This is a genomic window from Novosphingobium sp. G106, assembly GCF_019075875.1.
Lineage (GTDB): Bacteria > Pseudomonadota > Alphaproteobacteria > Sphingomonadales > Sphingomonadaceae > Novosphingobium.
The window spans coordinates 107,806-125,503 of sequence record NZ_JAHOOZ010000001.1; the positions used below are offsets into that span (position 1 = coordinate 107,806).

At 63.4% G+C, this 17,698-nt stretch carries 17 protein-coding genes; 14 read left to right on the forward strand and 3 right to left on the reverse strand.

What is annotated here, in order from left to right:
• Nucleotides 1–120: 120 nt before the first annotated feature.
• From KRR38_RS00530 to KRR38_RS00570, 9 genes are all read left to right on the forward strand, one after another.
• Complete coding sequence (locus KRR38_RS00530; RefSeq protein ID WP_217397570.1) at nucleotides 121–855, forward strand: hypothetical protein; 735 nt, start codon at nucleotides 121–123, stop codon at nucleotides 853–855.
• 10 nt (nucleotides 856–865) lie between these two features.
• Nucleotides 866–1,654 (forward strand): SDR family NAD(P)-dependent oxidoreductase, encoded by a 789-nt coding sequence (locus KRR38_RS00535; RefSeq protein ID WP_217397572.1) that lies wholly within the window; start codon nucleotides 866–868, stop codon nucleotides 1,652–1,654.
• A 248-nt stretch (nucleotides 1,655–1,902) separates the two neighbouring features.
• Nucleotides 1,903–2,658 (forward strand): TetR/AcrR family transcriptional regulator, encoded by a 756-nt coding sequence (locus tag KRR38_RS00540; RefSeq protein WP_217397574.1) that lies wholly within the window; start codon nucleotides 1,903–1,905, stop codon nucleotides 2,656–2,658.
• 503 nt (nucleotides 2,659–3,161) lie between these two features.
• Entirely contained in the window at nucleotides 3,162–4,298 is a 1,137-nt protein-coding gene (locus tag KRR38_RS37250) for an acyl-CoA dehydrogenase family protein (RefSeq protein WP_217397576.1), read from the forward strand.
• A complete protein-coding gene (locus KRR38_RS00550) occupies nucleotides 4,295–5,545 on the forward strand; it encodes an acyl-CoA dehydrogenase family protein (RefSeq protein WP_217397577.1) in 1,251 nt (416 codons plus the stop codon). The genes KRR38_RS37250 and KRR38_RS00550 overlap by 4 nt, the downstream gene beginning before the upstream one ends.
• A gap of 98 nt (nucleotides 5,546–5,643) precedes the next feature.
• Nucleotides 5,644–6,639, forward strand: coding sequence for an aromatic ring-hydroxylating dioxygenase subunit alpha (locus tag KRR38_RS00555; RefSeq protein WP_217397580.1), 996 nt, complete (start codon nucleotides 5,644–5,646; stop codon nucleotides 6,637–6,639).
• Nucleotides 6,640–6,741: 102 nt separating this feature from the next.
• Entirely contained in the window at nucleotides 6,742–6,957 is a 216-nt protein-coding gene (locus KRR38_RS00560; RefSeq protein ID WP_254515057.1) for a zinc ribbon domain-containing protein, read from the forward strand.
• Between the two features lie 70 nt (nucleotides 6,958–7,027).
• Complete coding sequence (locus tag KRR38_RS00565; RefSeq protein ID WP_217397582.1) at nucleotides 7,028–9,052, forward strand: thiamine pyrophosphate-dependent enzyme; 2,025 nt, start codon at nucleotides 7,028–7,030, stop codon at nucleotides 9,050–9,052.
• A 29-nt stretch (nucleotides 9,053–9,081) separates the two neighbouring features.
• Nucleotides 9,082–9,522: a nuclear transport factor 2 family protein gene (locus tag KRR38_RS00570; protein ID WP_254514581.1), complete on the forward strand. Its 441-nt coding sequence runs from the start codon at nucleotides 9,082–9,084 to the stop codon at nucleotides 9,520–9,522.
• Nucleotides 9,523–9,895: 373 nt separating this feature from the next.
• On the opposite strand, the gene KRR38_RS00575 is transcribed toward KRR38_RS00570, so the two are convergent.
• From KRR38_RS00575 to KRR38_RS00585, 3 genes are read right to left on the reverse strand one after another with little or no spacing between them, the layout of a single operon-like run.
• A complete protein-coding gene (locus tag KRR38_RS00575) occupies nucleotides 9,896–10,528 on the reverse strand; it encodes a TetR/AcrR family transcriptional regulator (protein ID WP_217397586.1) in 633 nt (210 codons plus the stop codon).
• Between the two features lie 29 nt (nucleotides 10,529–10,557).
• The gene (locus KRR38_RS00580) at nucleotides 10,558–11,724 is read right to left on the reverse strand and encodes a hypothetical protein (protein WP_217397588.1); all 1,167 of its coding nucleotides are present in this window, start codon (nucleotides 11,722–11,724) and stop codon (nucleotides 10,558–10,560) included.
• A gap of 17 nt (nucleotides 11,725–11,741) precedes the next feature.
• Nucleotides 11,742–12,722 (reverse strand): phosphotransferase family protein, encoded by a 981-nt coding sequence (locus KRR38_RS00585; RefSeq protein ID WP_217397590.1) that lies wholly within the window; start codon nucleotides 12,720–12,722, stop codon nucleotides 11,742–11,744.
• A 199-nt stretch (nucleotides 12,723–12,921) separates the two neighbouring features.
• Here KRR38_RS00585 and KRR38_RS00590 point away from each other — a divergent pair, with 199 nt between their 5' ends.
• From KRR38_RS00590 to KRR38_RS00610, 5 genes are read left to right on the forward strand one after another with little or no spacing between them, the layout of a single operon-like run.
• Nucleotides 12,922–14,535, forward strand: coding sequence for an FAD-dependent oxidoreductase (locus KRR38_RS00590; RefSeq protein WP_217397592.1), 1,614 nt, complete (start codon nucleotides 12,922–12,924; stop codon nucleotides 14,533–14,535).
• Nucleotides 14,536–14,564: 29 nt separating this feature from the next.
• On the forward strand, nucleotides 14,565–14,942 hold the full coding sequence (locus KRR38_RS00595; protein ID WP_217397594.1) for a hypothetical protein: 378 nt from the start codon (nucleotides 14,565–14,567) through the stop codon (nucleotides 14,940–14,942).
• 16 nt (nucleotides 14,943–14,958) lie between these two features.
• Nucleotides 14,959–15,984 (forward strand): acyl-CoA dehydrogenase family protein, encoded by a 1,026-nt coding sequence (locus tag KRR38_RS00600; protein ID WP_217397596.1) that lies wholly within the window; start codon nucleotides 14,959–14,961, stop codon nucleotides 15,982–15,984.
• Nucleotides 15,981–16,136, forward strand: a complete 156-nt coding sequence (locus KRR38_RS36945) for a hypothetical protein (protein ID WP_217397598.1) — start codon at nucleotides 15,981–15,983, stop codon at nucleotides 16,134–16,136. Before KRR38_RS00600 ends, KRR38_RS36945 begins: the two co-directional genes overlap by 4 nt.
• 2 nt (nucleotides 16,137–16,138) lie before the next feature.
• The gene (locus tag KRR38_RS00610; protein ID WP_217397600.1) at nucleotides 16,139–17,689 is read left to right on the forward strand and encodes an AMP-binding protein; all 1,551 of its coding nucleotides are present in this window, start codon (nucleotides 16,139–16,141) and stop codon (nucleotides 17,687–17,689) included.
• The last annotated feature ends 9 nt before the right edge of the window (nucleotides 17,690–17,698 follow it).

Below are 17,698 nucleotides of genomic sequence, written 5' to 3' on the forward strand. Positions count from 1 at the left end.
TCAAGAGCGGCATCTACGACTGCGTGCTCGCGGTCGGCGCCGAGAAGAACCCGCGCGGTATGCTCGGCGGTGCGCCCCAGGAAGGCCCGCCGCCAGAGGGACTGTTCGGTTCGGGAATCGATGCCCGCGGTCTTCGCCGAGGCAGGCATGGTCCATGCCGCAGCCTATGGCACGACGATCGAGCAGTTCGCCCAGGTCGCCGTCAAGAACCACCACCACGCGACGATGAATCCCAAGGCGGCGTACCGCAAGGAAACGCCGCTCGAGGAAGTGCTCGCCAGCGAGATGATCGCCTGGCCGCTAACCAAGCTCATGTGCTCGGCCAATGTCGATGGCGCCGCGGCGCTCGTGCTTGTCTCCGAGAAGAAGGCGCGCGAACTCGGCATGAGCCGCGCGGTGCGCATCCGCGCCTCGATGCTGACCTCCGATCCCTACGAGCTGCGCAACCCGGTGATGTTCGATGCCAATTCGGTGACGCGGCTCGCGGCTGCGAAAGCCTACGAGATGGCGGGCCTCGGTCCCAAGGATCTCGATCTCGTCGAACTGCACGACTGCTTCGCCACGGCAGAGATCCTGCATTACGAAAACCTCGGCCTCTGCGGCGAAGGCGAGGCGGGCCGCCTGATCGACAGCGGCGCCACCGCGCTCGGCGGGCGGATCCCGGTCAACGTTTCGGGCGGTCTTCTCTCCAAGGGGCACCCGATCGGTGCGACCGGAGTCGCTAACATGGTCGAGATCGTCGAGCATCTGCGCGGCGAGGCGGGCGCGCGGCAGGTTGCGGGCGCCAGGATCGGCCTCTCTCACGTGCTGGGTTTCGGCGCCGCCGCTGGAGTGCATATCCTCGAGAGCGCGTGAGGATTTAGACATGACAGGCACTTCCGAAGGATGGATCGACCTTACCGGCAAGCTCGCGTTAGTGACCGGCGCGGCGGCGGGCATCGGCCGTGCCTCGGCCATGGCGATGGCGTCTGCCGGCGCCGTGACCATCGTCCTGGACCGTGACGAACACGGCGCCGCCCAAGCGGCCAATGCAATCCAGGCGGCAGGAGGCAGGGCCATCGCGCGCCAGCTCGACGTAACCAGCGAGCCCGCCTGGCATGATCTCGCGGACTGGCTCGAGCGCGAATGGGGCCGGGTCGACATCCTGGTCAACTGCGCTGGCATCGCCCGCTTCGACCGCGTCGACGAGGCGATGTTCGAGACCTATCGCGAAGTCTTCGGCGTCAATGTCGATGGAACGCTCTTCGGCATGACGATGGCTCTGCGCTTCATGCGCAAGACCGGGCAGGGCGCGATCGTGAACATCTCTTCGACGGCCTCGCTCAAGGGTAACCCGGCGATGGCGTCCTACGGCGCCAGCAAGGCGGCTGTGTCGCATTTCACCCGCAGCGCGGCCCTCGAAACCAACCGGGCCGGGCTCGACATCCGGATCAACGCCGTGCTGCCGGGCTTCACCGACACTGCTATGGCGCAGGCGGTCCATGACCGGTTCGACGAGAAGCTCGGCGGTCACGACAAGACCCTCGCGATCTTCAGCAGCGGCCGCGCCGCGCAACCCGAGGAAATCGCCAACCTCGTGCTGTTCCTCGCCTCGGAGCGCGCCAGCTTCGTCTCCGGGTCCACAATCTCCATCGATCGCGCCCAAGGTGCCTGATCGCCCCAAAGGACTTTCTGTGATTGATCCCGTGCTGCAGTCCTTTCAAGACAGCAGCCTGACCTTCGGGAACCTACGGAACTACGATTCGCGATGCTGCCTTTCTGGCATGCCCGTACCAATGCAATGCAACTGGTGAAAACACGCATGCAAAGGACTTGTCTCCAGGGCCGAAATTGACCATTTGAGCGGTATCGCGTTGCATTTTCTGTTCTGTAAGCACGTGTTTCCGCCGCTAGCGAGGTGAAATGTTGGATAAAGTTGCCCCAGCTTCGAAGAAGGCTAGCGGCCGGAAACTCGCCGCAACTTCGCGCGCCAAGGCGCCGGCCAAGCGCAAGCGCAACCGCGCGGGCAGGCCGACGGCGGACGAGCTCGAACGGCGCAAGCTCAAGGTCATGGAAGTCGCGACCGCCATGTTCGTCGGCCGCGGCTTTGCGGCGACGACACTGCTCGACATCGCCAAGAAGGCCGGCGTTGCCACGCGCACGCTCTATCAGCACTTCGGTGACAAGGAGGCGATCTTCCGCGAGGTTATCTTCGCGCGCGACAGCGCCAGGATCGATCGACCGGAGCTGGGGGAGGGTGAGGATCTCGTCGCGGCATTGCACAAGGCGGCGAATTATTCCTACGAGGTTGCGCTGCGCCCGCGCTCGATCGAGCTGATGCGGCTGATGATCGCGGAAAGTGCCCGCTTTCCCGAATTGATGAGCAAAATTGCGACAATGATTTTCACCCGCTTCACCGGCAATGTCGCAGTTCTCTTCCGCGAGCTTGCCGACAAGGGTCTGATCCCTGAGGGCGATCATGACGAGTCGGCCGATCTGTTCGTCGATCTCCTGCTGGGGAACCGCACGGTCATGATCTATTTCGGCTGGGCGAGCGTGGCACCGACCGAAAAGGATATCGAGGTCAAGATCGCGCTGTTCATCAATGGCCGGTTTGGCGGACAAAGCGCTAAGGCCGGGGCCAAGGCTGCTAAGGCGGCATTCAAGCGCAAGGCCTGATCCGCCGCCGCATTCAGGGCTACCGAACCCACTCGTACCAGAGTGGCGCATGATTACTTTGGGCCCGCCCAGCAGGTTGAGTGCGTAGCTCGTCGAGCTGTACAAGCAGATTGCACTGCATTGGCGCAGGCTGCTTGTGCGCTTAATCGGTCGATTCGGCGCGTATTGCGCGTTTTTGCCATGGCGTCGGCTCCCGAGGCTGAGTCCGCGGGGGCGGCCCAGAGCAGTTTGGCGGGGTTGTGGTGGAATGACTTCGGTCAAGTCCTGTTCCTAATTGGAAACCTGTCCATTTCGCCGAAGACGCGCGATGCCCAAGGCGCATGGGAAAGTGCCGGGCGATATCACCCTTGCTAGTGCCGCGCGAGTTGATGAACCGGTGATCGCCATGGGCCAATGGGGCGAAATTCGAGCTTGGCAATAGCAGCCGGCCAGGCGAATATCATCGAAACTATTGCAACAGGCGTGGAGTATTGTAAAGCCGATCGGCCGCCGGGAGGAATGCCGTGAATTTCGACTATACCGATGAGCAGAAGGCGTTGAAGGACGAAGCGCGGCGTTTCCTCGCCGCCGTGTCGCCGCTGTCGGTGGTTCGCACCGCGCTGGAAAACCCGACCGAGGGTTTTGACCGGGCGCTGTGGCAGCGCATTGGCGAGCAAGGCTGGTGCGGCGCCGCGATCCCCGAGGAACATGGCGGCATCGGCATGGGCTACGTCGAACTCTGCGCGCTGGCCGAGGAACTGGGCCGCGCGCTGGCGCCGGTGCCTTTCGCCTCCACGGTCTATCAGTTCGCGGAAGGCCTGCTGCTTGCGGGCTCGGAGGCGCAGAAGGCGGATCTCCTGCCGCAAGTCGCCGCGGGCACTCTGATCGGAACGCTGGCCGTGACCGAAGGGCCGGGGGTGCTGACGGCCGAGCGGATTGCGACACGCTTTTCGGGCGGCGCGCTGACCGGGAGCAAGCTGCCGGTGACCGATGGTCTTGCTGCCGATCGCGCGATCGTTCTCGCCATGGCCGATGCGGAGCCGGGACTCTATCTCGTCGATCTCACGGGTGAAGGGGTCGAGCGCCGCTCGGTCTCGACGATCGATCCCACGCGCGGCGCCGCCGAGATCACTTTCAGTGGAGCACCGGCTCAGCCGCTCGGGCAGCCCGGCAAAGGTCTCGAAGAGCTGGCGCGGATAGAGGATCGCGCGGCGATCCTTCTCGCCTTCGAGCAGCTCGGCGGCGCCGACCGCTGCCTTGAGATGGCACGCGACTATGCGCTGGAGCGCTATGCCTTCGGCCGCCCGATCGGCAGCTACCAGGCGATCAAGCACAAGCTCGCCGACGTCTTCATCCGCAATGAGGTCGCTCGCGCCAACGCCTATTACGGCGCCTGGGCGCTCTCGACCGACGCGCCCGAGCTGCCGCTGGCCGCCGCCGCCGCGCGCGTCGCGGGATCGGCGGCCTATCTCCTCGCTTCGCGCGAAAACATCCAGACGCATGGCGGCATCGGTTTCACCTGGGAAGCCGACTGCCACTTCTTCTACCGCCGCGCTCGCCATCTCGGGCTGATTCTTGGCGCCCCGCGCGACTGGAAGCGCCGCGTCGCCGACCGGCTCGAACAGCGCGTTGCCTCGGAAAACGAAGGGAAGGCCGCATGAACTTCGACGAAAGCCCCGAAGAAGCCGCCTACCGTGCTAAGGTCCGCACCTGGATCGCCGCCAATGCGCCCGATCTGAGCGTGCTATCACCGACCGAGCAACGCCAGTGGCACCCGCGGCACAAGGAGGTCGCGCGCCTGTGGCAGACGGCCAAGGCAGATGCCGGCTATGCCTGCATCTCCTGGCCGAAAGCGTGGGGCGGGGCGGATGGCACGGCGATCGAGGAGGCAGTCTTCGGCCAGGAGGAGACCCGCGCGGGAATGCAGTTCAACTATTTTCGGACCGGGCTGGACATGTTGCTGCCCGCGCTGATGGAGCACAACAAGGACGAGGCCTCGCTCGCCCGCGTGCCGCCGGCGGTGCGCGGGGAGGAGATTTGGTGCCAGCTCTTCTCGGAGCCGGCGAGCGGTTCCGACTCGGCCGGCGTGCGCTGCGCGGCCGTCCGCGACCCCGGATCGGGGTCCGGGGCAGGTGGCGACGACTGGGTGATCAACGGCCAGAAGGTGTGGAACAGCGGCGCGCAGATCGCCGACTACGGCATGCTGGTCGCGCGGACCAATCCCGACGTGCCCAAGCACAAGGGCCTGACCGTGTTCTGGCTCGACATGAAGACGCCCGGCGTCGAAGTCCGACCGATCCGCATGATGTCGGGCGACAACGAACTGAACGAGGTCTTCCTCACCGACGTGCGCCTGCCCGACAGCCAACGCGTTGGCGAAGAGGGTGGCGGATGGAAGGTCATCATCACCACCTTGATGAACGAACGCGCCTCGCTGGGCTCGGGCACCGGACTAAATTGGCGCGATATTCTTGACTTGGCACGCGAGACGCCTTCGTTTGACGGTCCGGCGCTCGATGATCCGGCATTCCGCGAATGGCTGGCCGATCTCTATGTCGATGCCGAGGCGATCCGCCTGCTGAGCTTCCGCACGCTAACCTCGCTATCCAAGGGCGCGACGCCGGGACCAGAGGGCTCGGCGGGCAAGCTGCTCTGGTCGAACCTGGCGCAGACGCTGACTGACAAGGCGCTCGACATTCTCGACCATCAGGGGCTGCTCGATGATCCCGACGAAGCGGCGATGAACGGCGCGTTCCAGCACCGTTTCCTGTGGGCGCCAGGGCTCAGGCTCGGCGGCGGGACGGACGAGATCATGAAGAACATTATCGCGGAACGCGTGCTCGGCCTGCCGGGCGACATCCGCGTCGACAAGACCGTGCCCTTCCGGGAGATCCCGACCGGGCGATGATCGTCGGCGCGTTTTGACCTGCTCGCCGCGGCACGATAGAATGAAATCCACCTAGTGCATTAATTGAGTCGATGCGCCGGGCTTTTTCGGAGTTTGCGATGGACGCTGCCACCTCTCCCCTCGATCGCGGCTTTGCCAAGTTTCCGATCCCCTTCGGCTGGTTCGCGGTCGCCATGTCGGGCGACATCGCACCGGGCGAGGTGAAGACCTTGCGCTACTTCGCCACCGAGTTCGTCATGTGGCGCGGGGCGGATGGCGAGATCCACGCGGTCGATCCCTTCTGCCCGCATCTCGGCGCGCATCTGGGTGTCGGCAGCGAAGTTGTCGGCAATGACCTGCGCTGCGCCTTCCATCATTGGAGCTTCGACGGCAAAGGCGCGGTGACCAACATTCCCTACACCGACGTCATCCCCCCGCAGGCGAAGCGCGGCTGCCTGCCGACCTGGCCGGTCACGGAGTCGGACGGGGTCGTCTACGTTTGGTACCATCCCAGGAGGGTGGCGCCGAAGTGGGAGGTCGCCCGCCTGCCCGAATGCCCCGACGGCGAATGGACGCTGCACAGCACTTACGACTGGGTGATCAACATCCACGTCCAGGAAATCACCGAAAACGGCCAGGACCACGCCCATTTCGGCGCCGTCCACGGCGTGCCTTTCGCACCCAAGGGCGAGTTCAAGCTCGATGGCTGGATGCGCCGCAATACGGTGGTGGCGGAAATGAACACGCCGCGCGGTCCTATGACCGGCAGGATCGAAACAACTGCTGTCGGCCCGGGCCAGTCGATGGTCGAATATGTCGACGTCTGCCATGTCGTGCAGGCTCAGCAAGTGACGCCGATCGACGCGGAACATACCCATCTGCGCTGGCAGATGTTTACCCCGCCGGGGATCAGCGAGGGCAAAGCCCGGGTTACTGCAGCGCGCATCCGTGACCTCGTCAAGCAAGTGCACCAGGACATTCCGATCTGGAACGCCAAGCGTTTCCAAGAGCAGCCGATGTTGGTCAAGGGCGACGGCCCGCTGCTCGCCTACCGTCGGCAATACGCCCGCTTCTATCAGTTCGACGATCCCGAACCCGAGAGCGCCGCAGCATGAGCGCGATGGGACCCGGCGGCAGGCGTATCAAAAAGACCCGGCGAACGGAGTGGCGGAGGAACGATCTTGCCACTCATCGAACAGCCCGGGATACCCTTGCAATTGCCGCTTCTTGACAATTCCAATCGCTCATACTGGAAAAGGGGAGCCGATGGACGGCTTCGCATTTGCCATTGCGGGGACTGCGGTCGGTATACCCATCCGCCGCAGCCGCGCTGTAGCGTTTGTCGTAGCGCATATATCGACCGAGTCTGTGTAAAAACGGCGTTTATGTTTGCAGGATCGCCCGCGCTGGCTCGAAGGTTTTGTCGGCGATGACGTGTATTTTCAGGTGTGGTCGCATCGATCAGCGGTTCGATACCCATGATGCTATTTTGGAGTCGTCGTGATGGGACAGGGAAATCTTGGAATCGAACCCGAAATCCTCAAGGCGATCTACGGTCAGATGGCGCGCATCCGCGCCGTCGACAAGGCGGTCCAGGCCGGGCTTTCGTCGGGCAGGTTCCAGTTCACCTACTGGCCGATGACTGGCCAGGAGTGCATCCCCGCGACGATCTCGCAGCTCACCACGAGCCGCGACTACATGATCACCACCTATCGCGGCATTCATGACCAGGTGGCCAAGGGCGTCGACCTCTACGGCATGTTTGCCGAAGCGCTCGGCCGCGAGGACGGCGTCAACAAGGGCAAGGGCGGATCCCCGCACATTTCCGATCCCTCGTCGGGTTCGATGGTCACCACCGCGATCGTCGGCGCCGGCGCCCCGATCGCCAACGGCCTGGCCATCTCGGCCAAGGAGCGCGGCGAGGACCGTGTCACCATCGTCAACTTCGGCGACGGCGCCACCTCGATCGGCGCGGTGCACGAAGCGATGAACCTTGCCGGCGCCTGGAAGCTGCCGGTGATCTTCCTATGCCAGAACAACGCCTGGGGCGAATACACGCGTATCCCGACCTACACCGCCAGCCCGAACTTTTTCGGCCGCGCCGAAGCCCTAGGCTTCAAGGGTGTGCAGCTCGACGGCAACGACCCCGCAGCCTTCTACAAGGGCATGAAGGAAGTGATCGACTACGTCCGCGCCGGTAGCGGCCCGGTCTTCGTGGAAGCCATGACCTATCGTCTCGGGCCGCACGCGGGCGTTGGCGATAACTACAACGCCACGAAGGAAGAGCTCGCCGCCGGCAGGGAGCGCGCGCCCTACGAGAAGACCCGCGCGCTGCTGCTCGAGGCCGGCATCTCCAGCGAGGAGGAGCTCACCGCGCTCGAAGCTGCTGCCAAGGCCGAAGTCGACGACGCCATCGTCCGGGCGCTGGAAAGCAAGGTCACGCCCGCGAGCGAGACCCTGGTCGACGTCTTCGCCGACGTCGATTGCGTGCCCAAGCGCGGCCACTATCCGGTCCGCGAAGCTGAAGGCGAGTTCTCGGGCTCGACCGAAACGATGACCATGGCTCAGGCGATCCAGAATGCTCAGCACATCGCCATGTCCGCTAACAATGAGGTCTTTATCCTCGGCGAGGACGTCGGCGATCCGCATGGCGGAGCATTCGGCACCAACAAGGATCTAGAAACCGATTTCGGAGGCCGTCGCGTGCGCCCGACGCCGATCGCCGAACAGGCTATTATCGGCGCCGCGATCGGCTCGTCGATCGCAGGTATGAACCCAATCGCCGAGATCATGTTCGCGGACTTCATGGGCGTCTGCCTCGATCAGATCGCCAACCACGCCGCCAAGCAGCGCTACATGTCGGGTTCGGCCACACATGCGCCGATGACGATCCGCATGCAGCTGGGTGGCGGCATGGGCGGCTTCGGTGCGCAGCATTCGCAGTCGCTGGAGGCCTGGCTCACTCATACGCCTGGTATCAAGGTGGCGTTTCCGAGCAACCCGATCGACGCCAAGGGCCTGCTTCTGTCGGCAATTGACGATCCCGATCCCGTGGTCTTGTTGGAATCGATCATGCTCCTCTTCGCCCAAAAGGGCGAAGTCCCGACTGGCGCTTACAAGATCCCGCTGGGCGTCGCCAAGGTGAAGCGTGAAGGTACTGACGTCTCCCTGATAAGTTATGGCTGGATGGTGCACCAAGCGCTCGCCGCCGCCGAGGAACTGGCCAAGGAAGGCATCAGCGCCGAAGTCATCGACCTGCGCTCGCTGGTGCCGATCGACTATCACCGCATTCTCGAATCGGTGAAGAAGACCGGCCGTGCCGTGGTCGTCCATGCCGCCGTCGAGTTCTGCGGGTTGGGCGCCGAGATCTGCAGCACGATCAACGAGGAACTGTGGGGCAAGCTCAAGTCTCCCGCCATCCGCCTCGGCGCCGAATATGCCCCGATCGCCTATTCGAAGGAGATCGAGACAGGCCAGGTGCCGAGCGCCAACTCCATCGCTGCACGTGTCCGAGCGGCCGTCAAATAGGCCTGCACCGTAAAAAGGATTGAGATGCTATGTCGGATGATTGCCTACGAAAGGTCGCAGACGAATTGGCTATTCGCCGAGTGCTCGATGAATATTGCCTGCGACTTGAAATTAACAAGTTTGACGAATGGTTGGACCTCTTCACCCAAGACACGGTCTATGATGTATTCCGCCAAAGCCTTCGTGGCCGCGAGGAGGTTTCCGCCATGCTTTCGCAGGCACCACATGGCGTGCATCTTCCCGGTGCGGCGCGGATCGACCTTGAGGGCGACCGCGCCGAGACGGTCCAAAGCTATCTGTTCATACCGGCGAGTGATGACCGGTGGAACTCGGGCTGGTATCTGCGAACCCTGGTACGCGAGGGCGATGAGTGGAAGATCGCCCATACCCGGGTCAAGATCGCTCGGATCGGTGAACTGGCTCCCGACGAGAAGGCGCGGCAGCTCCAGTTTCCGGTCTCGTTCGGATGAATTGGAACGTGCTACTGGGCATCGATCACGTCACGATCACCGTGGCGGATCTTGAGGTGACCAGGGCTTCTACAAACGCCTTTTCGGGGCCCAGGGGCTGTTTTCGCGCGGTGCGTGCCCATTAATGCGCGTCGAGGGACTGCTCGCCGCGCCCGTTAAGACCGTCCAACCATTCGGAGCGACACGTGCCCTAAGTCGGCAAACGAGCGATTTGCTTGGCCTACGGCAATTGTAAACCATCTCGGAGTTTCCTGCGGGATGTGTCCGAGCTGGGAATGTGGGGTACGGTCGGGGGTGTCCCGACCGCGCTCCCCGGCCGACATCAGCAAATCGATGCGGAACGGCGCGTTGCTGAGCGTCGATATTTGTCCACTCAACGGTTCGTCTGAAGACCGCCAAGCAGGGCGAGGAAAGCCTTTCCGACTTCCTCACTGGCTTGTGCGGGATTGTCCGAGTTAGCGATCGTCAGTGCGGCATCGTTCAGTGCCGCTTGCAGCAGGTTTGCCAAAGGCGCCGTCGGCTGCCGTGCAACGTGACCGCTGTTCATTAGCATTTCGAGAGCATCAGCAGTTCCGCTCGCAATGAACTCGGACTGCAGATGGCGCCATCGGGCCCAACCTAGTACGGAGGGTCCATCGATGAGCAGGATGCGCTGATATTCCTCATTTTCCGCAACCAACCGCAGATACTGGGTGAATGCAGCGCTTATTTGTGCCTGAAGATTGCCCGAGAGCGTTGCGACCGAAGCGTTTGCTTGATTGACCAGTTCTTCGGCTACGGTACGGAAAACTTCCGCGAACAAATCCTCCTTGTCGGCGAAGTGATGGTACAATGCGCCGCGTGTCATGTCCGCCCGTGCAACGATATCTGTCGTGCCGGTGGCGTGGTATCCCGCTTCTGCGAACAATTTGCGGGCGGCTTGAACGATGGCGGCGCGGGTCGCGACAGCCCTGTCTCGCTGCGCCTTTAGGGTGCCGCCGCGATTTGATTTTACTTGCTCGGTCATGGCCAGCAGCGGCCTTTGCGGCCGAAAAGTCATACCACGCGAACGCCGGGGTATTCGCCGAGAATGATGCTTTCCATGTCGCCGTATCCCGTATTCCCACCCTCACTTATGCGCACCGGCCGATCGCGAATCTGCCAGCGATAGGTTTCCGCCAGCTTCACCGAATTATTGACATCGTCGATGCATTCACCGTCCAGGAATTCCTCGCCTTTGAAGCTGCCATGCACTTGGCCTTTCCACTCGCCATACATGCCGGGGAGCAGGCGGAAGCCCATTTCCGGATCGATCGCTTCGATCTCGAAGACGCGCTCGACCATTTCCTTGCCTTTGCCTGCCAGCAATGCCGTCACCCGGCCGCGCATCGCGCCTTTATCGGAGGCGCGGTAGTCGATCTCCGGGTAGAGGTGCAATATCGGTGTCTGCCGGCCGTCGCTTTCGTTGATGTAGCCGCTGAAGAAATCCGGAGGGCCGTCGCCGCCGAAGTCCCGGAAATAGTAGGCGAGGTCGTAGCTGCTGCCGTCGGGCCGGTCGATCTTCGATACCAGCCAGTTGAAGTGATAGCCGCCGGTCTTGGCGCTGCCAGTGTTGCCGACACTGCCAGGCACGAGGTCGGTCGGATCGAGGCCGACATGCTCGCGAACGCCCCAGCTGCGGTCGCGGAACCCGAACCACTCTTCCGGGTCCACTGAAATGCGCTCGCCCTCGATATCGATCCAGCCGGAGATGGTGCCCGCCTGGTGAAAGCGGATGACGTCTGAGGCGGTGCGGCCGGCGCTAATCACGACGTCGCGCTTCTCGAAGAAGGCGGGCATGGCCGAGTGGAACGTTAGCTCAAAGCGAAGTGGCTGCGCCGTGTTCTCGGCCAGGGTCAGCCGGATGGTCTTGAACGGCTCGATCACCTCGTAGCCGAGCGGACCGACGCTCATGTCCTCAATGCGCGGCGCAAGCACCCGGCTGGCACGCACGGTGCGCTGCTGCGTGCTGCGCTGCACGCCGGCGAAGCCGTCAAGCACGTTGCGGTTGGCATATTTGCCCAGCCCGAAATTGATCTGCAGCTGGCCGTCCTTGCGCATCAGCGTGAACCAGGCCTTCTCGGTCCAGGCCCGATCGGCGGTGCCCACGGCGGCATGGGTATTGACGATCTGGTGATTGAAGAACTCATCGGCGTCGGTCAGCAGCGCAATGGTGTCGATCATGGTCTTTCCTTGAAATCTCAGAAGCCGCCGCCGTCCAGCATGGCTTCCATCACGCCGAGGTAGTAGTCGAGGTTCTTCTGGAATAGGGCGAGCTTCGGGTCGCTGCTCCGTCCTGTGACGTACATGTTCGTGCCTTCGGCGATGATCGCACCGATCTTCCCAATCTGCGCGATCTCGTGCCAAAAAAGACCTTCGGCTGACCGGCCCGAAACATCCGACCATAGCGCGATCACTTCGTCACGCGTCAGCATTCCCGGCAGCTTCTGGGCCCGGGTTGCGCCGTGGTATTCGCTTTCGAAGGAATAGAGCATGTAGCCGAGATCGGCGAGCGGCTCACCGTTCAGGGCCATTTCCCAGTCGAGCACGGCGCTTACTTCAGCGTGCCGCCACATGAGATTCGACAGCTTTGTATCGCCATGGACGACAGCGGGTGGGCCGCTGCGCGAAGCCGGCTCGGCGAGCAGGCGATCGAAGAGCGCGACGAGTCTACCGCTGTCGGCCCGCCCGGCGAATTCGCGCCACGTCCTGGCATCGTCCTCGGGCGTGAGCGCCGGGCCAAGAACCCGCAACGGAGCCAGCTTCGCCAGCTGCGCGAACGACGACACCCAATTGCGGCAAATCTGCCCACGCAATGCGTCGGTCCCCTCGGCGAACCAAGGTTGCATAGAAATGTCGTCGATGGATTCGCCGGGCACGCGCTCCATGACGAAGAAGGGCGTGCCAATCAGAGTGTCGTCTTCGCCGATCGAAACGATCTGCGGCACCGGCGGCGCGTCATCGATCGAACCGAGCTCCGCATAGATACGCGCTTGCGCCAGGACGTCATGTCCATCCAGCATCGCACCCGCCGACGGGGGCAGCCGAAGGATCAAGTCGGGGCCCTCGATCCGGTAGGTCTCGTTGGAAAAACCGGTAGTGAGGGGGGTGATCGCGGTGATGCGCGTGCTTCCCGGCAGGGAATCCTGCAACGCGCTGGCAAGGTGGCCCAAGTCCCGCATTAGCGACAACCTTGATTTAAGCGCGCCGCTGGCGGGCAGATTCTCGTCATTTCACCGCCTCTAAAATAATGCATCGCATTTTGCTCAATTCATCTACATACAGGCTGTATCTCGATTCGGGCTGCCATAGCAAGCCCCCCGACCAGCAGAGCGGGGAAAGACTTGGCCGGCCTGTGCGGATTGCCCCTTGGGAGGACCAGTGACCGATCCACTTCTGCAGCCGTTTCAGACGCGCAATCTGACTTTCCGTAACCGGATGGTCCATGCGCCGACGACGATGAACATGTCGGACGACCGCGGTTATGTAACGCGCCAGGCGGTTGGCGCCTATGAGGCCCTTGCGGCGGGTGGCTTCGGCGCTGTCTGCGTTGGCGCCACGAACGTGCGCTGGGACGGCCTGATCAACGAGCGCATGTTCGGCTTCTACGACGACACCTACATCATCAGCCAGCGCGAGCTGGTCGAGGTCATCCACAACAACGGCGCACTCGCAGGCATCCAGCTGTTCTACGGCGGGCTGATTCCCGGCGTCGGCGCGACCTTCCCGCTCGAGCCGGGCAAGGGCTGGATTCCGGGCACGGTGTCTTGGGGGCCGACCGGCAAGTACCCGATCGGCAACCAGCAGCCAGGGGTTGTGTCCACAGAAACCTATCGCGAACTCGTCGAGGCCTATGCCCAGGCTGCCCGCCGCTCGAAGGAAGCGGGCTACGACTATGTCTCGTTCCACTTCTGCCACGGCTCGCTGCCGCATGTGACGTTGTCGCTGCTCGAAAACACCGGCCGCAACGACGAATATTCTGACCGTTTCCTGTTCTGCGAGCAGATCCTGCAGCGCACGCAGGAGCTTTGCGGCAAGGACTACCCGATCATCCCGCGCCTGGTCTGCGACGAGAACTTCGTCGGCGGCTACGACCTCGACTACTTCATCGAGAACTACGCGCCGCGCCTCCACGCGCTGGGCATCGACGCGCTCGACTGCACCTTCGGCTCAATGCTGCCCGCCAAGAGCCGTGATCCCGAGGTTTCCTCCGGCGAGATCATCGGCGGTGGCTTCTACGTGCCGAACCTCGTGGCGCTGCCCTACATCAAGCGCATGCGCGAGGGCCTCGATGCACGGGGCATCGGCATGCCCCTGATGGGATCGTGCAACATCAACACGCCCGCGCAGATGCGTGCGATGGTGGGCGAAGGCGCGGCGGACTTCTTCGCCTCGTGCCGCCAGTCGCTCGACGATCCCGACTTCCCGCGCAAGATCGCCGAGGGCCGCGAAGACGAAATCCGCAAATCGACACGCACCGGCGCCTCGCTGCTGGCCGGCAACATCTTCGGCAAGGGCGTTGCCGGCTCGGCGCAGAACGCGGCCTTCAGTCGCGATCGCGAATATCGTCTGGTCCCGACGCTGCATCCCCGCCGCGTGCTGATCGCCGGCGGCGGCTCCGGCGGCATGGAATATGCTATTACTGCAAGCGAGGCCGGCCATCGTGTCACGCTCTTTGAGAAGAGCGGGCAACTGGGCGGGGCAATGGCCTGGGCGGGCAACTACCGGACTCTGCCGAACATGGAGCAGATCGCCTACCAACCCGACTGGCACCGGACGATGATCGCGAAGCTGGGCGTCGACGTGCGGCTGAACGAGGAACTCAGCCTAGAGAGGATTCTCGCGGAAAAGCCCGACGTGGTCGTCGTCGCGACCGGAGCGCTGCCCGCCATGCCCGAGGCTCCGGGCCTCGATGCGGCGCTCGAATCCGGATCGCCCGCAGCATCGACCGGGTGCTGTGCGCGGGCCCCGAGGCGCTGCCCGATGGCCCGATAGTAGTCTGGGGTGCGGGGGAGGGTGTGGAATTGGCGCTCGACCTCGCGCGGGCCGGCCGGCAGGTGCGCTTGCTCGATCCGGCCCCCCGCTTCGTGCCTGCCGCGTACATCGGTTCGCGCTCCAAGGCGGTGCTTCGCTGGGCCGAGGAAGCGCGCCTCGTTACGGAATCGGGCGTCGAACTCGTCGAGATCGGACAAGATGCGATCCTGGTCCGCCATGCCGATGGTCGCTCCGAACGCATTGCCTGCAAGGTCCTCGCCATTGCGCCGGGCCGGGTCGCTCATGACCCGCTGTCACAAGCGCTGCTGGGCTCGGGTATCCAGGTGCAGGTGGTTGGCGATGCCCGCAAACCCCGTTCCTATGGCAATGCGATCCACGAAGCGGCCTATCTGGCGCGACGGATTTGAGGGAGAAATGCAAGCGATGGACTGGCTGAGCGAAGACCAACGCGCGCTGCGCGACATGGCCGCGACTTTCGCCCGCAAGGAGGTGGAGCCGATCGCCAACCGGATCGATCTCGACGAGCACACGCCCGACGAACTGATCTCCAAGGCAGCGGAGCTCGGTCTCTTCGGCCTCTACACCTCGCCCGAGTACGGCGGCGTCGGCGCCGATCTCGTTTCGGTCTGCCTCGTGAGCGAAGAGCTGGCCAAGGCGAGTCCTGCTTTCGCCGGCATGCTTACCGTCCAGATCGTGCTCTGCCCGAAGACGGTCGAAATTCTGGGCACCGAGGTGCAAAAGCAGCGCATCTTGCCCAGGAACGCCTCGGGCGAGCGTCTCATGGCATATTCGCAGAGCGAGCCAGCCGGCGCCGCCAATATCGGCAGCCATCTCACCCGGATAGTCCCGGATGGCGACGGCTATCGGATCGATGGGGCCAAGTTGTTTTGCACCCAGGGCTCCGCAGAAACCTATCTCGTCATGGGCAAAACCAAGGACCGGGCTGGCAATGAGGGCTATGGCTGTGTCATCGTCGAGCGCGAGGACGCGGGTTTTCGCGTCGACCCCTATGAAGACAAGCTCGGCTGGCGTGGTACCAATACCGGGCCGATCTCGTTCAACAATGTCTTCCTCGAAGCGGACGACATCCTCGGCGACATCCTGACTGGCGGGTTTTCGCACAGGGCGGCAAACCAATCGAACCTGCTGGCTCACGTCGCCACGTCGATCGGCTGCGCCCAGGGCCTGTTCGACAAGACGCTGGACTATGTGAAGCAGCGCCGGCTCTACGGGCGGGACATGGCCGACCTGCAGCCGTTGGGCTATTGGCTCGCCGAAGCGCATGCCAGGATCACCGCCTGCCGCGAACTGCTCTACAACGCCGTGCGCCAGTTCGAGGCGGGAACCATGGCGCCCGAAATGCCCAATATCTGCAAGGCCTATATCGGCGAAACGTGCTTTGAGGTCTGCGTCAAGCTCGTGCAAATGTGGGGGGAAGCGGCATCATGAATTCGACCGGAGTCAACCGCTACATGCGCGACGCAAGAGCCAAATGCGTGGCCGAAGGCGCGACCGAAATGCACTATGCGATCATCGCAAACCAGCTGCTTCACGGCCAGCCCACATTGGTGCCCAAAAATATCGTCAAGACGGCGGACTGACTATGACCGATCCGCTTCTGCTGCGCCCCATCAGCACGCTCGACATGATCGCGCAGGCGCTATCGCGAGACCTGGACCGGCTCGTCGCCGTAGGGGCCAATGGCGAGCGCCTGACCGCTGGGGAATTCGCACAGGAGATCAGCCGCTACAGGCAGTATCTTGAGGCCCTGGAACCGCGCCCGCAGCGTGCAGCGCTGCTCGCGAAAAACCGGATCGAGGTCCTCTACGTCTCGAACGGTCTGAACTTTGCCGGCATCGTCAGCACCGCGCTCCATCCGATGGGGTCGGTGGAGGATTACCTCTATGTCCTCGAAGACGCCGGGATCGATACGCTGGTTTTCGATGCCGATCACTACGAGGAGATGGCGACTGCTCTGCGTGACCGGGCGCCGGGCCTCAGGCACCTGCTGGCGCTGGGCGAGAGCAAGGTCGGCCGCCCCATGGCCCGGGAGGTCGCCGGCCATGCACCGGACAGGCTGATCGCGCCTGCAAGCGATCCGGAAGCGCTGTTTCGCATTGCCTATTCGGGCGGCACGACCGGAAACCCCAAGGGCATCATGACGACCCATCGGACGGCGGCCACTTCCGCGCTGATCCAGTTGATCAGCTGGGAGTGGCCGAAGGAGGTACGCCACCTCATCTGTGCGCCACTCAGCCACTCCGGCGCTGCGGTGCTGAGCTCGGTCCTTGTCAAGGGCGGCGCGATGTTCGTCCTGCCCGGCTTCGAACCGGTCGCCGTGATGGAAGCGATCGAGCGGCACCGGATCACGTCGGTGCTGATGGTGCCTACGATGGTTCTCGCCATGATCGACCATCCGCGCTTCGGCGAGTTCGATCTCTCCAGCCTCGAAGTGATCTTCTATGGAGCCTCGGCCTTTCCGGCGGCGCGGCTGAAGGATGCGATCGCCCGGCTGGGACCTGTCTTCTTCCAGTTCTACGGCCAATCCGAGGCGCCGATGTCGATCACTGTCATGCGTCGTGACGAGCACGACGTGAATGATCCGCTGCGGCTCGCGAGCTGCGGGCGGCCGACGCCGCTCGTGCGCGTCGCGCTGCTCGACGACGATGGCAACGAGGTTTCCCGCGGCGAGCCTGGTGAGATTTGCGTCCAGGGGCCTCTGTTGATGGGCGGCTATCTCAACAAGCCCGAAGAGACCGCCAAGGCGCTTGAGGGCGGCTGGCTCCACACCGGCGATATTGCCATCGAGAGCGCGGACGGCTTCCTTCGCATCGTCGATCGCAAGAAGGACATGATCATCACCGGCGGCTTCAATGTCTTCGCGCGCGAAGTGGAAGACGTGCTAGTTGAGCACCCGCTGGTCCGCCAGGCGGCGGTTATCGGGGTGCCCGACGCGAAATGGGGCGAGGCGGTGAAGGCAGTTGTCGTGATCGAACCGGGCGCAGAAGTGAGGGCAGAAGAGCTGATTGCCCTCGTCCGCGAGCGCAAGGGAGCAGTGCAGGCGCCCAAGAGCATCGAATTTGTAGACGCCCTGCCGCTGTCCGCCCTGGGTAAGCCTGACAAGAAAGCGCTCCGCCTTCAATACACCAGTTGACCCGTTGAA

Excerpts from the sequence above, each read along its gene's own strand:
- KRR38_RS00530 (WP_217397570.1), top strand. The coding sequence starts at position 121 with ATGCCCGCGGTCTTCGCCGAGGCAGGCATGGTCCATGCCGCAGCCTAT.
- KRR38_RS00535 (WP_217397572.1), top strand. The coding sequence starts at position 866 with ATGACAGGCACTTCCGAAGGATGGATCGACCTTACCGGCAAGCTCGCG.
- KRR38_RS00540 (WP_217397574.1), top strand. The coding sequence starts at position 1,903 with ATGTTGGATAAAGTTGCCCCAGCTTCGAAGAAGGCTAGCGGCCGGAAA.
- KRR38_RS00550 (WP_217397577.1), top strand. The coding sequence starts at position 4,295 with ATGAACTTCGACGAAAGCCCCGAAGAAGCCGCCTACCGTGCTAAGGTC.
- KRR38_RS00555 (WP_217397580.1), top strand. The coding sequence starts at position 5,644 with ATGGACGCTGCCACCTCTCCCCTCGATCGCGGCTTTGCCAAGTTTCCG.
- KRR38_RS00565 (WP_217397582.1), top strand. The coding sequence starts at position 7,028 with ATGGGACAGGGAAATCTTGGAATCGAACCCGAAATCCTCAAGGCGATC.
- KRR38_RS00570 (WP_254514581.1), top strand. The coding sequence starts at position 9,082 with ATGTCGGATGATTGCCTACGAAAGGTCGCAGACGAATTGGCTATTCGC.
- KRR38_RS00575 (WP_217397586.1), bottom strand. The coding sequence starts at position 10,528 with ATGACCGAGCAAGTAAAATCAAATCGCGGCGGCACCCTAAAGGCGCAG.
- KRR38_RS00580 (WP_217397588.1), bottom strand. The coding sequence starts at position 11,724 with ATGATCGACACCATTGCGCTGCTGACCGACGCCGATGAGTTCTTCAAT.
- KRR38_RS00585 (WP_217397590.1), bottom strand. The coding sequence starts at position 12,722 with ATGCGGGACTTGGGCCACCTTGCCAGCGCGTTGCAGGATTCCCTGCCG.
- KRR38_RS00600 (WP_217397596.1), top strand. The coding sequence starts at position 14,959 with ATGGACTGGCTGAGCGAAGACCAACGCGCGCTGCGCGACATGGCCGCG.
- KRR38_RS36945 (WP_217397598.1), top strand. The coding sequence starts at position 15,981 with ATGAATTCGACCGGAGTCAACCGCTACATGCGCGACGCAAGAGCCAAA.
- KRR38_RS00610 (WP_217397600.1), top strand. The coding sequence starts at position 16,139 with ATGACCGATCCGCTTCTGCTGCGCCCCATCAGCACGCTCGACATGATC.